This window comes from Streptomyces sp. SGAir0957 (genome assembly GCF_043523415.1).
This window is the reverse complement of the sequence record NZ_CP027293.1, coordinates 1628678-1648365: the sequence shown is the minus strand read 5'-3', so window position 1 is coordinate 1648365 and position 19688 is coordinate 1628678. Positions and strand designations below refer to the sequence as shown.

Genomic DNA, 19688 nt, shown 5'->3' with positions numbered 1-19688 from the left:
GTTGACGTCACCTCAAGTGACGTCAACGAGCCCGTTGTTCCGCTCTGGAGCCGTACTCGGCCCTACTCCATGCTGAGTGCCACGAACGCTGCCCACTCGTCCCGGCCGACCCGCAGCACCGGCCCGCCATCCATGACCTTCGAGTCCCGTACGTACATGGCGTCCAGGCCGGCGGCCACCTCCACGCAGTTGCCGCCTCCCGAGCCGCTGTAGCTGCTCTTGAACCAGTGCAGCTCGTCCACGTTCTCGGATACCTGCTCCATACTCATGTCTCTCCCACCAACCGTTCGATGAGCCGCGCAGACTCGCCGCCGTTCAGAGCCTGCGATCGCAGCTTGCCATACCGCAGCCCGAGAGCACTGACCTCTGCGGGATGATGGATGACGCACCCGACTTCTTGAGACTCGATGTAGCCGAGCTGCCGGTGCTCCTTGGTCTGCAGCGCCACGAACGAACCGTTCAGACCGGAGTGGAACCCGCTTGCGGCAGGCATGATCTGGACTTCTACGTTCCGCAACGCTCCTACTTGCAGCAGGTGTTGCCATTGTCCACGCAAGACCTCGCTGCCTCCCACTGGATTTCGCAGCGCCTCCTCACCGATGATGAACGACAGCTCCGCGAGCGGCACTCGCGTCAGTAGCTTCTGCCGGCCCAGTCGCGCTTCCGTGTGCTGATCGATGATCTCCTCGCTCAGGGGCGGGCAGTGTCCGGAGAACAGGACTCGCGAGTACGCCTCTGTCTGCAACAACCCAGGGATCAGCAGGGGCTCATAGTCGAACCGGCTCACTGCCTCCGCCTCGATCAGCGCGAAGTTTCTGAAGAACCTTGGCAACTTTGCCCGATCCACCTCCCCCTGAAGCGCCTCCAGCACCCCGCCCGCCTCCAACGCCCGTTCCGCCGCCGCAGTGAACGCCACCTTCGCCGGTCGTCGCCCCTGCTCGACCGACGCGACCTGCTCCAGCGAGTAACCGATTGCCTCCCCAAGTTCCTGCTGGCTCAGCCCGGCCCGCTTCCGCAAGTGCTGCAACAGCACCCCGTACGCCGACCAGGCGCCCGGCAGATCAAATGCCTCGTCCTTGGTCTTTGTGCCCCGCCCAGTCCGCGTCTCCCGTGCGTCCCGTACTGTCCTCACCAGTCCACGCCCTTCCCGCTCCACGCCCCGCCACGGCCTCGCTTGCAACCGGTCCGTGTCCAACGCGGCTTGCGGGAACGGGGACACGCGCCGGACCCGTACAACGCCCGTACAAGCCCCGTACAACCAAGCCCGCAGTCGCCCGCCAACTCCGCACAACAAGGGCGGTGTACGGCCGTCATGCCTGGTTAGCGGGTCGTCCACCCGGTCACGCTGACACCGTGACCCACCAGCGACTCACCAGCGGGACGAAGCCGTCCCTGGCATCCGCGCGCCAATTGACCCTGTGCCTCAGCGGTAGCAGACGTGGTGCCCGCCTCGCCCGCCACCTCGCCGTCCAGCAGTTCACCGAGTGGACGGGCCTCCCGTACGAGTCCGACCCCGCCCGCGCCGTCGCCCTCGTCACCGCCGAGCTGGCTTCGAACGCCGTCCGTCACGGCAGCCTCCCCGGCAGGGACTTCCGTCTGACGCTGCGGCTCCTGGCCTCCGGCTTCCGCGTCGAGGTGACCGACACCCGCCCCGAACGCCTCCCGCCGCCCGTCATCGCCGAGACCGCCACCGACGACGAAACCTCCGGCCGCGGACTGCTCCTCGTCCAGGCATACGCCGACCGTTGGGGACGCACGGTCCACGACGCGTACACGAAGACCGTCTGGGCGGAGGTGCTCCTCAGCGCTACGGGGACGTGATACTCGCCCCTCGTCCGGGACGGGACAAGACGGGCCGGACCAGGTCGGGTCGGGCCGGACCAAGCCGCCGCCGTCCCGCCGACGACAGGAACAACCGTCAGCGACCGGCGTAGTGCTCCGCCAGCCGCTCGATCTCCCGTGTCCACAGCACTACGTCGTCGCCCGGTCGCTTGTACAGTGCGCGCCGGGCCAGTTTGAAGAAGCCGCCGGACGGCCAGCCGGTGTCCTTCAACACCACGAGGGCCGACATGAGGGGAAGCGATCCGTCCGGGCTCTCCCGGACCGAGGCGTCCTCCAGGAGGTACGGCATGGGGCCCTCGTGGGGCGGGACATGATGACCGAGCTGTGCCAGCTCACTGCTCAGATCGCCGTAAGAAATGGGTGCCGCGCCCTGCCGTGCCCGCGAACGCAGGATCTCGATCACGGCGTCCAGCGCCTCTTCGTACTCCAGCGTGCCCTTCTGCATGTGCCCTCCCGGTCTCGGAACCCGACGACCGCCGAACCTATGCCACCGCGCATCTGCTTGCGGTCCGAACGCTGGAAGCGGACATGCCCCTTGTGAACTCAGTGCACGAAACGCATACTGCTGACGATCAGCCGATGCCCGCCCTCCCAGCAGGCGCGCGTAGCTCGGGGGGAGCGTATGAACGGCTTCGACGGCAGACTCGTCCAGACTGCGGTGATCGGCGGCCGGAACTCCGGACGCGCGATCATCCTGCCGACGGACGCGGACGAACTGACCCGCTGGCGACGCCGCCACCCCGCCTACACCTACTGGTGCGGCACCCAGCTCGGTGGATGCGGCAACGAGCTGTCGGACCGCCTGTACCGCGACAAGGTCTGCCACTTCGCCCACCGGCCCCACACCTCCTGTCACCGTACGGCCACCGGTGCGGCCAGCGCGGATCACCTCTTCATCAAGGACGACCTCGCCGCGTGGGCGGGACGTAGCAGGCTGAAGGGACGTACCACCTCGCGCAACCTCGGATCGGGTCCCGGTGACGCCGTCGACTTCCGAACAGGGGCGGCTCGGCAGCATGTGCGGTTCCAGTTCAGCAGACTCGCGCATGCGGAGTGGCACCGAACTCGCCGGCGGCTCGCCGGTGACTCGGTCACCCTCGACTGGGTCTTCGGCCCGGGAGCGGCGCACTCGGAGACCATGGAAGAGCTGTACGACGAGTACGGCTACCTCTACCGCTTCCGCTTCGCGACGCACGGTGCGGTACGGCGCATCCGGCTCAGGGCGGAGGACCCCCGGCGCAGCACCGACTGGGTGCCGCTCGACGCCTGTGCGATGACTCCTGAGGGGCTATGGATCCCTGGAGTGGAGCCGCGACCACGTTCGCGTACCGGTTCAGCCGCTGAGGCGGGAGCCAGGAGCGAGCCGGCGCCCGCGCGGCGGTCCCGCGAGGAGCAAGTGCTCGCGCTGAAGGACGCGCTATTGAGCGCCGCGAGATTGCGGACCCGGCCCACGTGGGAGGCGCTGGCCCGAACCGTCGGCAGCGACCTGCTCGCGCTGTCCCTCCCGGACCGCGTCGGTCTGCTCGACGCCGTGGAACAGACCGGCCGCGAGGGAAGCCCCCTGTTGTCGGCGCTGATCAGGACGGCGGAGGGCGACCCACCGGCCTACGTGGGAGAGGTGGTCGCGGCTGTCGGCTGTGGGTCTCCGGCGACGGCGGCGGTACTCAAACGCTGGTGCCAGCGCGAGGCGGACCGGGCGTTCGCCGTGCACGGCGTACCGGCCCGTATGGCCCCACCGCGGCTGCCGCTCACCCCGGACGGTCACCTCGTCGTGCAGCAGAGCGCGGAACCCGCTCAGCACCAGACCATCGTCCATGTCACGGGTGGGCCGGTTCGACGCTCCGCGGCGGTCCGGCCGACGTCGGACGCACGCGCGATCTCCGGTGTTCCCTTGTATCGCGACACGGAGATTCGGCATGCTCTGCGCGCAGCGCGGCGGGGACGCACGCCGAAGCGCGCCGCCGCTCTCATGGCACGGGCGGCGGAGGCGCTGACGAGGCTGCCGGAACCGCAGCGCACCCAGCTGGTCACGGAGATGGCCACCACCCGCTCCTGGCTTGACAGTTCGACGGACGGGCTCAAGCGCAAGCCGAAGCCGAAACCGAGACAGAGCCCGCGTGCCAAGGCGGCGCCTGACGCCAAGAAGACCGCAGCAGCGAAGCAGTCGACGCGAGCGAAGAAAACGCGGCGGGGCGAGAAGGCGGGCGATCCGTTGCAGGGCGCACGCGGCCTGCCCGGAGTCGGTGACGTCCAGCCGCAGAGGAAGCCGAGGAAGAGGCGGGAAAAGAAGCCGAAGTGAGCGCTGCTTCCGCCATGAGCGCCGCCCTCGGAACCTCTGGTGCGGTCCGCACACAGCCGTGATGCCACCGTCGTCGTCTCCACGTCCGAAACTCGGAACCACCGCGCATGACCCGGGTCAACCCCCCGACCTACCGCACCTGTTCACCTCATACGGAGTTGTTCCATGCCCCGAATCCGCCGTGCCGTCGGCACCGCCCTGCTCGTCGTCGCCGCGCTGGCCGTCGGAGGTTGCGCAAGCGATACCGAAGCTTCCGCCCCGCGCGCTTCCGCCGTCCCGGAGGACGTGACGGAGACGGAGACGACTGTGCCGGACTACGAATCGGTCGACGAGTCGGACTCGGATTCCGAGTCGACGGACGCGGTGGCCGGGGACGACACCTCCATGGAGGACGCCCTGACCGCCGCGGGCATCGGCGACGCTTTGGTCAATCGGCTCGGCGAGGTCGGCGATGCCAACAACTACGGTCTCGGAGAGGGCGTCGAGACCGGTATGGAGGACCGTCGTCGGCTGGCGGTCGTCCAGGTCGACACGATGGTGCCCCTCGTCGTGGTGTAAGCGATCAACTGGCTGGCTTGTTCGGGGTGTCGGGTAGTGCGGGGGCGCTTTCGGGGAGTTCACGGTAGAGCTCGTCCATGCTGCCTTCGGGGAGGTAGCGGCGGGGGAAGGCGATCCATTCGTCGTGCATCTCGAAGAGCACGGCGGTGACCAGCCGCAGCAGGGCGTCGTCGTTGGGGAAGACCTGGACGACGTCGGTCCTGCGCTTGATCTCCCGGTTGATCCGCTCCAGCGGGTTCGTCGACTGGATCTTCTTCCAGTGCCGGGGCGGGAAGTCCGCGAACGCGGTCAGGTCCTCCTTCGCGTCCAGCAGCATGGCCCTGACCTTGGGAAACTGGGTGCCGAGCATGTCGGCGACGGTATCGAGCTGGGTGCGCACGAGGTCGGCGGTGGGCTGGGTGAAGATCGTGCGGATCGTCGCGGCGACCATCTCGCCGGAGTCCCGGTCGATCACGCTGAAGACGTTGCGCAGGAAATGGACACGACAACGCTGCCAGGCGGCACCGAGCATGACCTTGCGGACCGCGGCGACCAGGCCCGAGTGCTGGTCGGTGACGACCAGGCGGACCCCGGACAGGCCACGTTCACGCAGCGAGCGCAGGAACTCTTTCCAGAACGCCTCGCTCTCGCTGTCGCCGACCATCAACCCGAGGACCTCGCGATTGCCGTCCTCGGTGATGCCGGTGGCGACCACGACGGCCCGCGAGACGATCTGGTGGTTGACCCGCGCCTTGCAATAGGTCGCGTCCAGGTAGACGTAGGGGAAGCGGACATGGTCCAGCGGGCGGGTGCGGAACGCGGTCAACGGCTCGTCCAGCGCCGCGCAGATCCGCGAGACTGCCGACTTCGAGATGCCGCTGTCCCCGCCCAGTGCTTTGACCAGGTCATCGACGCTGCGGGTGGAGACGCCGTGCACGTATGCCTCCATGATCACGGCGTAAAGGGCCTGATCGATGCGGCGCCGGCGTTCCAGCAGTGACGGGAAGAAGCTGCCGGTGCGGACCTTGGGGATCTCCAAATCCAGGTCACCGGCCAGCGTGGTCAGCACCTTCTCGCGGTGCCCGTTGCGGAGGTTGGTCCGCGTCGGCGTGTGCTCGTTCCACTCCGCGCCGATGTGAGCGGTCGCTTCGGCCTCGATCAGCTCCTGCACCATCCGCTCGGCGATGGCGCGGATCAGCTCGATTCCATCGGTCGAGCGTAGTGACTCAAGCAGCCGTATCAGCTCAGACTGGGACAGGGCCATCGTGTACTCCTCGTGGTTGAACTGGCTTTTCACCAAGGAGAGTTACGCGGTGGCCCACCCCCTGTTCAGGGAGCGGTACTCACCCGTGGAAGTGCGCCCCGGGCAAACGCCCGCGCACTCCCAGCCGCTGATCCCGTACACCACGACGAGGGACACCATCGTCGACACCTGCCGCAACGTGGCCGTCGGCTACCGGACGTGGAAGGGCATCCGGTACGCGGACGAGGCGAATGGCGCGACCGAGGAACAGGCCGCCGCTATGGCCGACTTCCTGCGGACGGAGTTCTGCCCCCACGTCGCACCGTTCAAGGATGCCCCTCTTCCCGAGCAGACCCTCAAGGCGACGTCCCGGGACGACCTCGGCGGCCGGGGACTCGCCTCGCCGCTGACCTGGTGGGATGGACGCTATCCGCGTGTCTCGTGGTCCAAGGCGTGCGCGGCACAGACAGGGATGCCCGTCGGTGAACCGGTGGCCTACCGTCTGGCGAGGGACGAGGTCGTCTGCGCCACGCTTCCAAGCGCCGCGTCCCTGAAGGGACACCTCATCAATGTGGACGTCGTCTTCTCAGCCCCGGTCGACGAGGACCGGGCGCGGAAGGCCGCGCTCGCCCTGCTCCCGTCCGACGCGTCGCCGACGGACCCAAAGAAGGGCACCAACCCCGACTGGTCCTACCTGGGTGGTGACTGCCTGCACATCGACTTCCGTACGGCGACGATGGAAGGGCTGATGGAGAGGCTGGAGAAGGACGCGGAACCTTGGGCCTCCGCCGTCTACTACTCCGACGGAGCGACCGAGGACGGAGCCGTGGGGGACTACACCGGCAAGGTCAAGCAGATCTCGCTCTCCACAGGTGCCAGTGAGCCCGGCGCGTCGGGCTCACTGGCCTGCTGATCCTCGTGGGGCGGCATCCCGGCGGCTACTGCCCGGGCGGCGACCCCGTACCACTCACTCAGTGAGTGCGAGCGTGCCCGCGTCTATGCGGCCAGCGCGGGGAACACGACCACTGATCCGTCCTTGTCGCGGGCGATGTCGATCGCCACGTCCGTCGGGCGTTTGTCAACCGTGACGCCGTCCGCCAGCTTGCGGATCCGGTATGCCGTGCGCAACAGGCGATCGACTTCACCGGTCGTGAAGACGGGGCGCCGGCCTTGCGGGCGTGCCAGCTCCAGCGTCGACAGGCGTACGAGGACACCGGCGATGTCCGACTCCAGTTTGTCGACGCGCTGTTGGTCGGTCCTGAGCGCGCGGGTGAAGTTCTCGAACAGGTTGCCAGAGTCGGTCTGGGCGTGCTCGACGGCTTGCAGGACGTTGACCCGCCGCTTCAGCGCGATGGCCAAGGTGGCCAGTTCGAGGTGGGCACGGAACTCGCCGCCCTCGTCGTCGACGCCGGGGAACGACTTGGTCAGCGTGGCGATCTCGACGGGCTTGCCGTCGGGCAGCTCATCGAGCGCGCTCTGCCACTTGGCGAGGCGGCGGTCAGCGGCCCTCAGCGCCTTGCCGATGGCGTGCACTGCCGAGTCCAGTCCCAGAGAGACTCCGAGCTTGCCCTGGTCGAGGAGGAGGGCAGTGGCCTTGTCGATGGCGTCGCGGCAGGCGTCGAGGTCGTTGCGCTCTTCCTCGAGCTTCTGCTCCTGCAGTTGCTCCAGCAGCTCTGTGATGTGCTCGATGGCCTGCTGGCGCTGGGAGTCGGCGTGCGCGCTCACCCCCACCGCCACGGCCATGAGCACGAGCGGCGCGGCGACGGTGAGCGCCGCGCTGCCGGCGACCGCGACGCCTGCTGTCGCACCGGCCCCGCCGGCTGCGCCTGCTGCCGCCGCTTTGCTGACCGGCACGAACGTCGCACCGGCCACGATCCTGCGCGACGTCGCATCCACGATCGGGCCTCGGATGGCACCGGCCATCCCCTTCGCTCCCATTGAGCAAACAACGCCCTGACACATCTGGGTGGCGACCTTCGCCGGAACCACCATGCGGTACAGGGCTTCGCCGGCAGCGGTCGCCGTAGCGGCCTCGGAGGAGGTTCGCGCTGACTGGGTGATGAGCTGCGACAGATGCTGCGCCAAGGGGCTCGCGGCGTCGAGCGGGATACCTCGGCCGCGGTCGAGCTTGTCGGGCAGCGGATGCATCTCAAGTGTGGCGATCGGCTCGTCGGCCAGAGCGGCCAGCACGCCGCGCAGTTCCATCAAGCGCTCAGCCGTCATCGGCTCGTCCCCGGCCAGCGCGGGCACCCGGACATCACCGGTCGCCAGCGTCCATACCGGAACGATTCTCTTGCGGTCGTCAGTCATCGTCTCCCCGCCTCCCCTTGCTCTCCCGCAACAGCCTACGGCTGACGTCCGGAGAGGACGGCGTGAACTGGATCGGGAACGTCACGAAACGGGAGCGTCCGGCAGGCGAAGGGAAGCGAGCGGGACCGGCTGCTCATGTCCGCGTGACGCGGTCAAATTGCTTGTGAACTCAGTGCACAGTCTGCATACTGGTCATGTTCGCGTCGCCAGCCACCGGTAGGTCGAGGGCCGATCCGGGCTGCCCATAGCGAAGTCCCATGTACGCACCCATTTGTTGAGTCCCGGTGCGAGCAGTGCCTGTATGCCGCCGCATCGCTGGCTAGGCGCTTGCGATCAGAGAGGAACGAATTCCCATGAGCAAGGCCGATGACGCCAAGAGCCTGATCCAGCGGGTTCTCGACAAGGCGTTGGTTGTCCAGCAGCCGCTGGCGGAGAAGAACGTCGAGCGCCTGCGGCGCGTACATCCCGACGACGGGCCACAGGAGTTGATCCGTCGACTGGACCGTGCTTACCTCGCCGGCATCACCGCATCCGGAGGGGCATCCGGCGCGGCAGGGATCGTGCCCGGTGCCGCGATCCCGACTGCTCTGGCTGATGTCATGCTCTTCACCGAAGCGTCAGTGCTCTACACGTTGTCGTTGGCCGAGGTTCACGGCATGCACCCTGAAGATGTCGAGCGACGCAAGCTGCTGGTCCTGACCGTTCTCCTCGGCGACGGCGCGGTGACGGCTCTGGACAAAGTCGTCGGGCACAGCGGCCCCTACTGGGCGCGGCGGATCGTCAGTGCGATCCCCATGAACGCAATCAACCGGGCCAACAAGTTGCTGGGCCCGCGGTTCATCACCAAGTACGGGACCAAGCAGGGAATCCTGGTGTTGGGCAAGCAAGTACCGCTTGGTGTGGGTGCCGCGCTCGGTGCCGGCGGAAATCATGTCTTCGGGCGACTGACGATCAGGACCGCACGCAAGATCTTCGGACAGCCCCCGTCGAGCTGGGAAGGCCACGACCGCGGGGACGAGGTGCCCGTCGGTCACAGCTCGGGGGATGCGGCTCTGTAGCAGGTGTATGCCGCTTGCCTCGTGAACAACGAAGGTCGAGCGGAACGATCGCAATGCCACTGCAGTCCTTCCGGTTTCGGCTGCGTGCTGGTTCGCGACCGGGGACGAAAACGTGTGCACGCAGGGGAGCGTGCACCAGTGAAAGAGGGGGACTCGTATGGCCCAGAACAGAAGACCCGCGCCTACTCCTGAGGACAAGAAGAACACCAGAGTAGGCTGCGGCATCATTCTGGCCGCTCTGCTGCTCATCGGCGGCTGCGGCGCGTTGATCAACGACGACGGCGGTGATTCGCCCTCCAGCTCGTCCTCGTCCTCGTCCTCCGTGATCGAGGACACGACCGAGACCGTAACGCTCGGCGACTACGTCGGAATGGGCCTTCAGGAGGCGCAGGACGCGGCTCAGGCCGATGGCTTGTACAACTTGGACTCCACCGACGCCACCGGGCAAGGGCGACAGCAGTTCTGGGACCGCAACTGGGAAGTCTGCTCGCAGACACCCGGCGCGGGGGAGTCGGTCAGCGTCGACGAGACGCTCACGTTCGACACGGTGGATGTCAGCGAGGGCGAGAGCTGCGACGACCCGACCGCGGGAGAGGACGAGTCGTCGCATCCGGTCATCGATTACACCGACGACCCTTACGCGGACGGCTCCTCGACCTTGGGGGCCGACAGCGAGGACGACAGTCACTCCGACGATTCAGGCAGCGCCTCCGACAGCTCCGGTCCGGACGACCGCGGCTCCAGCAGTGGCGGTTCCAGCGACGACAGCTCCGGCGGCAGCGGCTCCGACGACTCGCCGCAGGCCCCGGCCGGCGCCTCCGCGCAATGCAACGACGGTAGCTACAGCTACTCCGCGCACCGCCGGGGCACTTGCTCCCACCACGGTGGCGTCGCCGTCTGGCTCAACCCGAACCTCCCCTCGTAGAAAGGCCCGGCGCCAGTGCCCGACCCGCACGCCGGGGCGGGGGCGAAGAGGCGCCGCCCCGGCACTGGGAGCGGACGAAATCATGTCGAGTTCCGAGCCGACGGTCCTTAACCTGGCCCCATGCCATCCGGGAAGACCTCCTTCGTCTGCCTGCCCTGCCGGGCTTCGTACAAGCAGCCCTACGACAGGGACAGGCAGCGGAGCTGCCCCCGCTGCGCGCGGCCACTGATCCACGTGGGTTCTGCCTTCGCTGCACCCCGCCGCCGGGACACCGCGGCCTGGCGGACGCTGTCCGTGCTGCTGAACGCGGGCGTCCGCTTCCACAAAAGCTGCTGTGGCGGACCCGGGTACCGCCCCCGCACCCTGAGCGAGGTCCGCGAGCGCATGACGTACGCACGGCGCAGCGGTGAGCCCTCCGCCAGGGCGCTTGTACGCTACGAAGTGCCGTGACGCTTCCTAACGACGTCAGGTCACCTGGCGCCAGGGCGGCACGATAAGTGAAGCGAACGGAGCTCGGTGAGTTCCGGCGTCCTCACTGCCTCCGCGCCAGATCCAGCGCAGCCGTATGCACGAACCAGTCCAGCACCCCGCAGATCTCGTCAGCATGCTCCGCGAAGGCCCGGGCGGGGAACGACGGGCGGAGTTCCAGCTTGGCCTCGGGCAGGTCGATGCCGTCGATCTTGTTGAGGCGGCGCAGCAGCTCGCGGCGCTGTTCCGTGTCGTCGAAGGGGGTGCGGGTCTTGAGGTACTCGAAGACGACCTCGACCGTTCCGCTCACGGGGTAGATGCCGAAGGGCCACAGCACATGGGGGCGTTCGCTCGTGCCGGCGTCCAGTTTGGGGAAGCAGCTCGTCTCCTCGTTCCGGCCGTAGGTGACATGGCCGCCCTGGGCGCGCCAGTAGTCGAGTGCCGCCTTCACTCCGGCGACGGTCTCCGGTGCGTGTTCCTGCAGCTGCGTACGGAAGCGCTCGGCGGCCGCCGTGTCCTCCTCGGCCGGAAGCGGATCATGTGTGACTTGTTGGGCCACATCCTTGCCCAACAGGGTGGCCAGTTCGGGGGCGGTCAGGCGCTGTGCGCGGTCTGCCCGGCCCGCGGCGTCGAACCTCACTCCCTCGCTCAGCAGCAATTCCTTCGGTGGCTGCCGGTCCACGCCGTCCGGCCAGCGGAAGGAGGGAGATACCTTGCCCTCCGAGGTCAGGACCCGGTAGGCGCCGATGACGGACGAGTTGGAGCCCAGGTAGGTGCCGACGGGCACCGGGTGGCTGCCGATCAGTTCGGCGACATCGCCGTACGACGTCCAGGTACCGCTGGGCATCACAACCAGAGCCGCCCGCAGTTCGGCCCAGCCGGGCCACTCCTCGCCGGTCGGCTTCACACCGCCGATCGGGCCGGGCCACAGTTCTACGGCGCGCTCCGTCAGCCGGTCGGCTCGTGCCAGGATCTCCGCCTTGCCCCAGCGTTCCGCCGAGGCGATCTCCAGGTTCATACGCAGGGCACTGGACTCGAGGATCTGCTGCTTGCGCTGGAAGGGGTGGTTGGAGAGCTTGGAGTTGTCGCCGGTCAGCGTCAGGTTGCCGAGGGTGTGTACCAGCGAGTCGTGCAGTTCCTGCGGTGTCTGGTTCGGCTCTGTCTCGTCAGCGAGCAGTTCGAACCACTGCGGGGCCGGGCGCTGCGGGAGGACGTGCTCGACGCTGAGGGAGGCCTTGGCGAAGTCGACGGGCTCGGTGGAGCGGTAGCTCTCCTCCAGGCGGCGAAGGATGTAGCCGCGCTGCGGAGGGCGGCCGCTCCAGTAGAACGGCTTGCTGCGGACCGCCTCGCGCAGCTCCTCGTCGCTGGGCCACCGTCGGCGTCGGCCGGACAGGAACCGCCGGACCGCCTCGGCCGCCGGGCGGTCGGTCTCCAGCTCCTTCGGGGCCTCCATGAAGATCCGGTTGAGGCCGGTGGTCGGTGTCTGGCAGATGAGACGCCGGACTAAGTACGACTCGACGTACAGCAGGGCCTGCGCCGCGTCCTCGGGCGTGGTGTGTCCGGCGTCCACTTGATCGAGCAGGTGCAGGGCGAGCGGGTAGTGGGTCTGACCACCCCAGGCCGCGAGGCGCTCCAGTACCGCGCGCAGTGCGGGGGAGGAGGCGCGGTGCGGCTCGATGATGTGGAGGAACCGCCTGCCGCGCTCGGCCAGTTGCTCGATCTCGCGCTGCAACGCCTCCTCGTCGTTGGCCAGCGGCTGGAGCCGCTTCTGCTGCTCCCGGTAGATCTCGCTCTGCTTGGTCTTGCTGTGGCCGCGGACGATCAGGTCCAGCCAGACCAGCAGTTCGAGGTTCTTGGGGCCGAGGCTCTGCTGCATGGGAAGCCACAACTCGTCGTAGACGCGCTCGCCACGCTTGGGCAGGAGCATGAACACGTAGTTGCGCAGCAGGTCGCTCTGGCTGAGCCCGACGCCCGTGTTGTTGATCGACTCAAAGATGCGGTAGACGTTGTCACCGGACTCGGCGGTGATCTCCACGATCGAGAGCAGGTCCTTCAGGACGGTCTCGACGGTGCTGATCCAGTTCGCGCCGCCGGTCTCCTGGCCCTCGGCGAGCGCGCCCCGGAAGAAGCGGTAGGCCGCGCCGATGTTGTCGCTCCCGCCGGCCTCGGCCCGGGACTGGACACACGCGATGAACGCCTCGCGGTCGGCTTGGGTGGGAAGCAGGCGGTAGTGGTCGAGGCCCTCCTGGAACTCGTTCACCAGCACCTGACGGTGTGCTCTGGCCACACCGCGCTCGTGCCCCGCGTCCTTGAGGTGGTCGCGCAGGGCGGTGAACGCGAGCATCAGCGTGGTCAGCCGCTGCTGTCCGTCCACGACGAGCCACCGCTGCACACCGCCGGCCTGGATCTGGCCGGGGGCCAGTACCACCGAGCCGAGGAAGTGCGGGGCAACGGTCTCCCCGGCGAGATGCTGGTCGACGAGTTCGCCGATGTCCTCCCAGAGTCGCTTCAGCTGTTCCCTGCCCCAGCTGTACGTGCGCTGGTACAGCGGTACCTGGAACTGCTTCTCCCCTTGGACGAGCTTCAGGAAGGTGATCTCCTGGGCGCGCATGCGCTTCCTTTCCCCCTGATGGTGCGCAGGTATTGCCGGTCTGTCCGTCGGCGTGGTTCCGGGACAGGATGCCTGTCGCGATGAACGCGTCTGCAACAGACGGTAGTTGGTCTTGATGGGCTTCGAAACCTTGTCAAGCCTGCTTGTGTGGCTGCTTGAAGCCCGGTTGTGCAGCGATCCTGTGCATCGTCCCGTTGGGTGACCGGCGCAGGAGCTTGCCGGTCCGGCGTTCCGGCGACTCGGGTGTGATGCACATACGAGAGTGAAGCCAATTGTGAACTTAGTCAACCAACAAGTTTCTGCGCTATCGTGCTTAGTGCTGAGCGTGGGACACGGGCGGACTCCGTGCCGTGTGGCATATGCGATGCTGCTGCTACTCTCGGTTGCGCGTGTGCTCAGTTCACACGCCACGCTGGTGCGCCAGGGGAGGCCGCCGGCGATCGTGCCCGGTATGGCCGGGGCGGGGATTTCACAGGGTGGCCACCATGTGGCCCTCAGCAGCGGGTGGGGTGGCGTGTGAGTCAGCGTATGAGCGATCCGGGCAACGGCGTGCAACCGGTAGGTTCCGTCCATCACTACGGCGACGGGCTGCACGTGCGCGTCGACGAAGTGGTCCCGTACGAGCTGGTCGACCCCGAGGACTCGTACGGGTACCGACAGGGTGACGACCTCGTACGCTGCACTCTCCATCTGAGCAACGGCACCGGCCGCCCCATGGATCTGGAGGGCATAGGTCTCCTGGTGCGCGGCGGACCGTACGGCAAGACGGCCCGTCAGGTGCAGGACTACAAGACCGAAGTCCTCGACGACGAGCTCGAAGGCACCCTGGCCAAGGGCCGGAGGACCGCCGTGACGTGGGCCTACAGCATTCCGGCCGGTAGCGCCGGGGACCTGGACATCGAGGTGCGGTTCCGGGGCGGGCACGAGCGGGAGAGCGTCACCTTCACCACGGGCGTGGCTGCCGCGCCCGACGCCACCGCCGCGACCAGCGTCACGGATCCCCGCGCGGCCCTCGCACAAGCACGGCAAGCCTCGTCCGTTCCGTCCGCTCCGGCCGTGCCGCTCCCGGACCAAGCGGCGCTCTTCGGCGAGCATCAAGACTCCTTGTTCACCTCCACGGAACCCGAGTCCGTGGGTGATCGAGGAGCGGCTCTCGGTGCCGTGCCCGCACAGCCGACCGGCCTGGGGCAGTCGACCGGTCACGGACGACCCCGCACGCCCGCGCGAGAGGACCAGCCGTCCGCCGACGAGACCGACGCCGCGCGCGTCCGCCAGATCTTCCGGTTCCTTGCCGAGGCCGAGGAGTCGAAGGCGCGGCCCGTCCGCACGCTCGACGGCGCCGCCGGCGCCGTGTGGTTCGAGGAACTGCCTCACACCACGGGCGTCCAGGTGATGCTCGATGAGGCGTTGGCCACCGATGATCCGGCGTGGCTGAGCGTCGCACGCCCCGATCGTGAGGAGCCCCCGCACCCCGCGTCGCTGCTCGCCCCCTGGGTGGACGAGTCCCGGATCCGGGACTTCAAGCAGACGCACGCCCCGCACCTGCGCCGACGCATCGAGCCCGACTACCCGGACTGGTCCGAGGGCATCCCGCTGGAGAAGACGTACCACGAGCTGGACGAGCACCCGAAGCGGGAGAAGATCGAGACGCTGTACGCCGGGTGGCAGCAGGAGTGGCTGGCATGGGCGGAGCGACGGCGGGCGATCGACCCCTTGGTCAAGCTCTACGACCGCCTGCACAAGATCCATGAGGACGCCGCGAACCTGGGCGAGGCGTACGAACTCGTCCTCGGACTGGGCCGGCTGACCTGGCAGACCACCAGCGGCCAGCGCGTCGAACGGCACCTGGTAACCCACCGGGCCACCCTCCGACTCGACCCGTCCACGGGTACTCTTACCGCCGCACCCGACCCGACCGGAGTCGGGTGCGAACTCGAAGAAGGCATGCTGGAAGGGGCCCAGCACGTTCCCGGCCCGGTCCGCGAGCAGATCATCGAGGTTCTGGAAGGCGCGTCGGACGTCACCGACCCCGCACACCTGGAAGCCCTCCACACGGCCCTGCGCAGCTGGGTCAACGCCGCCCACAGCGCCGGGAGTTATTCGCCGACGGTGGAGCGGATCACGCCGCGTACCCTCGACGTTCCGCAGGTCGGCCTCACACCGGCCCTTGTGCTGCGGGAACGCGACCGGCGGTCCACGATGGACGCTCTCAAGGCCATCGCCCGACAGGTCGACGCCGGTACACCCCCCACCGAGCTGCTCGCCTACATCGCGGGCCGCGACGGGGCGCTGACCGCCGCCGACCGCGCGGCGGCCGAGGACGACGGCTCGGAGACCGACAGCGGCGAGATGTACTTCGCACTGCCCGCCAACGAGGAGCAGCGCACCATCGCGGAACGGCTGCGCGGCAACCGCCTCGTCGTGGTGCAGGGCCCGCCTGGCACCGGCAAGACGCACACGATCGCCAACCTGGTGACGGACCTCCTCGCACAGGGCAAGCGCGTCCTCATCACCAGCCACACCTCACGTGCCCTGCGCGTACTGCGGGACAAGCTGCCCGAGTCCGTCCGTGACCTGTGCGTGAGCCGCACCGAGGACGGCGCCGCCGCCCAGCGCGAGCTGGAGGCGTCCGTGCAGCGCATCCTCGGCGAGTACGCCGGTTACGACCCGAGCGCCTCCGACCAGGACATCCGCAAGCTCCAGGCGCGGCTCGCCCGGGCACGCTCCGCCCAGCAGGCCATGCTGCGGGATCTCGCCGTCCTGCGGGAGCAGGAGACCCGCCGCTTCGAGGCGGAGATCGGCGACTACAGCGGCAGCCTGCAGGAGATCGCCGAGCGCCTCACCTCCGAGGCGGCGACGTACGACTGGCTCGGTCCGGTCCCGCAGGAGCAGCCCGCGCTGAGTGCCGACGACGCCCTGCGCCTCCTGCACACCACGCGGGCGTTCACCCCGCACCTGCGGGCTCTCGCGGCCGAGGTGCCCGGGTCCTCCGACCTGCCTGACCCGAGAGACTTCGAAGACGCCGTCCTCGTCGTGCACTCCGCCGAAGAAGCACACGCGGCGGTGCGGCAGGACCCGCTGGGCGGCGAGTACGACACGGCGGTACGAGGCCTCGGGGAGGACGAGCGGCAGCGGCTCTCGGCCGCTCTCGACGCCTTTGCCGCCGCCCGCGCCCGTGCCGCTTCGCTCGCCGCGGCGGCGGGGCCGTGGGCGACGGAACTTCTGCGGGAGGTCACCGCGGGGCAGGACTGGCAGGCTCGCAGCCGGCAGGCGGCGGTCACCGACGCCCTCGCGGCCGTGGACGCCTCACTCGCAACCCTGGGCACGGCGATGGTCAGCGGCCTGGAACAGTGCGACCCGGCCACCGCGCTCAGCCAGGCCACCGCACTGCACGACGGGCTCGTCCAAGGGCAGAAGCTGCGCGGACCGCTCGGGATACGTTCCAAGCTGTCCAAGGCCGTCGGCGCCTTCGTGGACTCCGTCCGGGTGGACGGACGGACACCGGAGGACCCCGCCACCGCGGCCGTCGTGCTCGCGCGTGTCCAGCTCGAACTCCGCCTGGCACAGGTCGAGTCCGAGTGGGGGAGCGTTGCCACCCCCTGGCAGGGCCATGGTCCGCGACTCGCCCGCTTGCGGCAGGAGGCCGAGGCTCTCGACGCGCTCCTCTCCGTCACCTCCGCCCGCACCGACGTGCAGGCCGCGGCGGCCACCTCACCGCAGCTCACCGTCGCCACCTGGCACGATCCGGCCGTCGAGAACGCCGTACGAGCCGTGCTGCGAGCGGCCACCACGCTGCGCGCCGCCGAGAAGTCCCGCAGGGCCATCACGGACACCGAGGAACTGCTGCGCGCCTGGAGCGAGCGGCCCGGTGTCTCATCCGCCGTCATGCGTGCGCTCGACGCCGTCCAGGCGCAGAACCCGGACGGCTACCGCGAATTCAGCCAGGAGATGACCGAGGTCCGGGAAGCCGCCCGGCTGCGCGCCGAACAGCACGCCGCGCTTAACCGCGTACAAGAGGTTTTCCCGTCGCTCGCCGAGCGGATCACCCAGTCCCCGGAGGACAACACCTGGGACGCCTGGTTGCCGCTCCTTCCGAAGGCTTGGGCCTGGTCGGCGTGGCGGGACCGCATGGAGCGGCTCACCGACCCGGACGCCGAGCGCACCCTGCGCGCACGGCTGACGGAGGCCGACGACGAGGCGCGCATCATGCTCGCGCGACTCGCCGCCGCCCGGGCCTGGCACCGCTGCCTCGGACTGCTCACCGGCGACCAGTCCCGCGCGCTCAGCGCATACCAGCAGGCCGCGCGCCGTATCAAGGGCAAGTACCAGCACCGCTACCGGCGTGACGCACAGGCCGCCCTGCGCAAGGCGCAGTCGGCCGTACCAGCCTGGATCATGCCGCTCCACGCGGTGGCGGAGACCGTGCCCATGGACCAGCCCGGCATGTTCGACGTCGTCATCGTCGACGAGGCCAGCCAGTCCGGTCTGGAGGCCATGCTGCTGAGCTGGCTCGCCGACCGCATGGTGGTCGTCGGTGACAGCAAGCAGGTCAGCCCCTCCAACGTGGGCCTCAAGCAGGACGAGTACTTCCACCTGAGGGACCGGCTGCTCACCGCCCTCGAACCGGACGTGCGCAGCCTCTTCGGCCCCGAGTCGAGTTTCTTCGACCTGACCGAGGCGCTCTCCGCCGGCCGTGGCACGCTCATGCTCAAGGAGCACTTCCGGTGCATGCCGGAGATCATCTCCTTCTCCAACGAGCTCTGCTACAACAACCGGCTGCAACCGCTGAGGCAGTACGGCGCCGACCGCCTGCCCCCGGTCCGCACCGTCCATGTCGAGGACGGAGAGGCGCTCGGCACCAACACCCGGCTGGTCAACATCGCCGAGGCCGAGGCCCTCGTCGACGCGGTCGTGCGCTGCTGCGCCGATCCCGCCTACGACGGGAAGACCATGAGCGTCATCAGCCTCCGTGCCGCCAAGGGCCACCTGGCGGAACTGGAGAACCTGCTCGCCGAACGGCTCGACTACGAACAACGCGAGGAGCGGCGCATCAGGGTCGGCGACGCGGAGGACTTCCAGGGCGACGAGCGCCATGTCATGTTCGTCTCCTGCGTCAACTCGGCCAGTACCGCCGCCGGGACCGTCCCGGGAGGCTTCACCGGCAAGACGTACGAGCAGCGCATCAACGTCGCCGCCTCGCGCGCCCAGGACCAGCTGTGGCTGTTCCACAGCGCGCGCCCGGAACAGTTCCACGAGAACGACCTGCGGCGGCAGTGGCTCGATCACCTCACCCGGCCCACGGAGGACGACACCGTCGCGGTCGAGGGCGACGTGCTGCCGGACGTACGGCACGAGGCCTTCGACAGCCTCTTCCAGCAGAAGGTGTACCTGGAGCTGGTCGGACGGGGCTACCGGGTACGGCCGGGCTACCGGGTCGGACGGCACGCGATCGACCTGGTCGTCGAGGGCGGGACCCGGCGGCTCGCCGTCGCCTGCGACGGTGACTCCTTCGCCGACGGGGAGGACGCGTCGACGGCGGCTGCCCGCCAGCGCGACCTGGAGCGGGTCGACTGGACCTTCGTCCGCATCCGCGGAAGCCGGTTCCACCTCGACCGCGAACAGGCACTCGCGCCGCTCTGGGCGGAGCTCGACCGGCTGGGCATCGAGCCGCTCCCCGAGAAGCCGAAGGTGCAGGAGGAGCCCATGGCTCCGGGGGAGGAGACGTGGCCGGAGACGGTACGGACCGGCGTTCAGGAGGACGGTCACCCGGGGCACCCGGCCCAGGAGCCAGGCACGAACGTGCGGGCGTATGCCGACGAGGCCGTCCCGACACGGGCGAAGGACCCGGCGTCCGTGTCCACGCCGCACAAGACGCCGGAACCCGCCCGGGCCCGGCACAGCCCGCTGCCCGTGCAGCAGATCCCCGCAGCGGCCTTCCAGCGGCTGGTCCACGAGATCCAGCAACTGCAGCTCGCCATCGACGCACCCGACGAGACACCCGACGGCGTCGACCCGGCCAACCTGGCCTTCCTCCGCAGGACGCAGGCCGACCGGCGGGACCGTCGTACGAAGCGCCTCGCCTTCCTGCGCACGTTCCTCGACTCCACTCATGTCGAAGGCGGAACGGACGCGCCTAAGGTCGTGATCCCCGGGGCCCTGCTGGCCCTCGATCTCGACGGACAGACCGACGACGGCACCCTGTACACGGTCGCCGAACTGCCCACCGACGAGGCGGACATCATCTCGCCGTCGTCCCCGTTGGGCCACGCGCTCATGTGGCAGCCGCCGGGGCGTGAGATCTCGTACGACGCTTCTCAGGGCAGGACCCGCACGGTCGTCGTCCGGGAGATCCGGGTCTGATCCCCGCGGCAGGGAGGAAGCTGCCACGTCCGCCA

The 19688-nt window shown here is 68.7% G+C and carries 14 protein-coding genes; 8 read left to right on the top strand and 6 right to left on the bottom strand.

Features of this window, described 5'->3' with window-relative positions:
• Window positions 1-62: 62 nt before the first annotated feature.
• Together C1N81_RS12575 and C1N81_RS12570 are read right to left on the bottom strand one after the other, a co-directional pair.
• Entirely contained in the window at window positions 63-269 is a 207-nt protein-coding gene (locus tag C1N81_RS12575; protein ID WP_394428877.1) for a DUF397 domain-containing protein, read from the bottom strand.
• The gene (locus tag C1N81_RS12570; RefSeq protein ID WP_394428876.1) at window positions 266-1132 is read right to left on the bottom strand and encodes a helix-turn-helix domain-containing protein; all 867 of its coding nucleotides are present in this window, start codon (window positions 1130-1132) and stop codon (window positions 266-268) included. The genes C1N81_RS12575 and C1N81_RS12570 overlap by 4 nt, the downstream gene beginning before the upstream one ends.
• Before the next feature lie 221 nt (window positions 1133-1353).
• Here C1N81_RS12570 and C1N81_RS12565 point away from each other — a divergent pair, with 221 nt between their 5' ends.
• Window positions 1354-1821, top strand: coding sequence for an ATP-binding protein (locus C1N81_RS12565; RefSeq protein ID WP_394428875.1), 468 nt, complete (start codon window positions 1354-1356; stop codon window positions 1819-1821).
• A 97-nt stretch (window positions 1822-1918) separates the two neighbouring features.
• Here C1N81_RS12565 and C1N81_RS12560 read toward each other — a convergent pair whose 3' ends face one another.
• The gene (locus C1N81_RS12560; protein ID WP_394428874.1) at window positions 1919-2287 is read right to left on the bottom strand and encodes a hypothetical protein; all 369 of its coding nucleotides are present in this window, start codon (window positions 2285-2287) and stop codon (window positions 1919-1921) included.
• A 177-nt stretch (window positions 2288-2464) separates the two neighbouring features.
• On the opposite strand from C1N81_RS12560, the gene C1N81_RS12555 reads away from it, so the two are divergent.
• Together C1N81_RS12555 and C1N81_RS12550 are read left to right on the top strand one after the other, a co-directional pair.
• Complete coding sequence (locus C1N81_RS12555; protein ID WP_394428873.1) at window positions 2465-4141, top strand: competence protein CoiA family protein; 1677 nt, start codon at window positions 2465-2467, stop codon at window positions 4139-4141.
• A gap of 165 nt (window positions 4142-4306) precedes the next feature.
• Complete coding sequence (locus C1N81_RS12550) at window positions 4307-4699, top strand: hypothetical protein (RefSeq protein ID WP_394428872.1); 393 nt, start codon at window positions 4307-4309, stop codon at window positions 4697-4699.
• Between the two features lie 4 nt (window positions 4700-4703).
• Here C1N81_RS12550 and C1N81_RS12545 read toward each other — a convergent pair whose 3' ends face one another.
• Entirely contained in the window at window positions 4704-5942 is a 1239-nt protein-coding gene (locus C1N81_RS12545; RefSeq protein ID WP_394428871.1) for an IS256 family transposase, read from the bottom strand.
• Between the two features lie 49 nt (window positions 5943-5991).
• Here C1N81_RS12545 and C1N81_RS12540 point away from each other — a divergent pair, with 49 nt between their 5' ends.
• Window positions 5992-6834: a hypothetical protein gene (locus tag C1N81_RS12540; protein ID WP_394428870.1), complete on the top strand. Its 843-nt coding sequence runs from the start codon at window positions 5992-5994 to the stop codon at window positions 6832-6834.
• An 83-nt stretch (window positions 6835-6917) separates the two neighbouring features.
• Here C1N81_RS12540 and C1N81_RS12535 read toward each other — a convergent pair whose 3' ends face one another.
• Entirely contained in the window at window positions 6918-8231 is a 1314-nt protein-coding gene (locus tag C1N81_RS12535; protein ID WP_394428869.1) for a hypothetical protein, read from the bottom strand.
• A 353-nt stretch (window positions 8232-8584) separates the two neighbouring features.
• Here C1N81_RS12535 and C1N81_RS12530 point away from each other — a divergent pair, with 353 nt between their 5' ends.
• The 3 genes from C1N81_RS12530 (at window position 8585) to C1N81_RS12520 (ending at window position 10664) form a co-directional block, all read left to right on the top strand.
• Complete coding sequence (locus C1N81_RS12530) at window positions 8585-9289, top strand: hypothetical protein (RefSeq protein WP_394428868.1); 705 nt, start codon at window positions 8585-8587, stop codon at window positions 9287-9289.
• Window positions 9290-9446: 157 nt separating this feature from the next.
• Complete coding sequence (locus C1N81_RS12525; RefSeq protein ID WP_394428867.1) at window positions 9447-10214, top strand: DUF3761 domain-containing protein; 768 nt, start codon at window positions 9447-9449, stop codon at window positions 10212-10214.
• Window positions 10215-10334: 120 nt separating this feature from the next.
• Window positions 10335-10664, top strand: coding sequence for a deoxyxylulose-5-phosphate synthase (locus tag C1N81_RS12520; protein ID WP_394428866.1), 330 nt, complete (start codon window positions 10335-10337; stop codon window positions 10662-10664).
• Window positions 10665-10746: 82 nt separating this feature from the next.
• Here the strand turns inward: C1N81_RS12520 and C1N81_RS12515 are convergent, their stop codons facing one another.
• Window positions 10747-13293 carry a GmrSD restriction endonuclease domain-containing protein gene (locus C1N81_RS12515; protein ID WP_394428865.1) on the bottom strand — a complete coding sequence of 849 codons (2547 nt, stop codon included), beginning with the start codon at window positions 13291-13293 and terminating at the stop codon, window positions 10747-10749.
• 528 nt (window positions 13294-13821) lie between these two features.
• On the opposite strand from C1N81_RS12515, the gene C1N81_RS12510 reads away from it, so the two are divergent.
• Window positions 13822-19653, top strand: coding sequence for an AAA domain-containing protein (locus C1N81_RS12510; RefSeq protein ID WP_394437899.1), 5832 nt, complete (start codon window positions 13822-13824; stop codon window positions 19651-19653).
• Window positions 19654-19688 lie beyond the last annotated feature (35 nt).

Coding starts and splice junctions, on each gene's coding strand:
- C1N81_RS12545 (WP_394428871.1), bottom strand. CDS start 5,942: ATGGCCCTGTCCCAGTCTGAGCTGATACGGCTGCTTGAGTCACTACGC.
- C1N81_RS12550 (WP_394428872.1), top strand. CDS start 4,307: ATGCCCCGAATCCGCCGTGCCGTCGGCACCGCCCTGCTCGTCGTCGCC.
- C1N81_RS12515 (WP_394428865.1), bottom strand. CDS start 13,293: ATGCGCGCCCAGGAGATCACCTTCCTGAAGCTCGTCCAAGGGGAGAAG.
- C1N81_RS12525 (WP_394428867.1), top strand. CDS start 9,447: ATGGCCCAGAACAGAAGACCCGCGCCTACTCCTGAGGACAAGAAGAAC.
- C1N81_RS12575 (WP_394428877.1), bottom strand. CDS start 269: ATGAGTATGGAGCAGGTATCCGAGAACGTGGACGAGCTGCACTGGTTC.
- C1N81_RS12560 (WP_394428874.1), bottom strand. CDS start 2,287: ATGCAGAAGGGCACGCTGGAGTACGAAGAGGCGCTGGACGCCGTGATC.
- C1N81_RS12555 (WP_394428873.1), top strand. CDS start 2,465: ATGAACGGCTTCGACGGCAGACTCGTCCAGACTGCGGTGATCGGCGGC.
- C1N81_RS12530 (WP_394428868.1), top strand. CDS start 8,585: ATGAGCAAGGCCGATGACGCCAAGAGCCTGATCCAGCGGGTTCTCGAC.
- C1N81_RS12535 (WP_394428869.1), bottom strand. CDS start 8,231: ATGACTGACGACCGCAAGAGAATCGTTCCGGTATGGACGCTGGCGACC.
- C1N81_RS12520 (WP_394428866.1), top strand. CDS start 10,335: ATGCCATCCGGGAAGACCTCCTTCGTCTGCCTGCCCTGCCGGGCTTCG.
- C1N81_RS12510 (WP_394437899.1), top strand. CDS start 13,822: ATGAGCGATCCGGGCAACGGCGTGCAACCGGTAGGTTCCGTCCATCAC.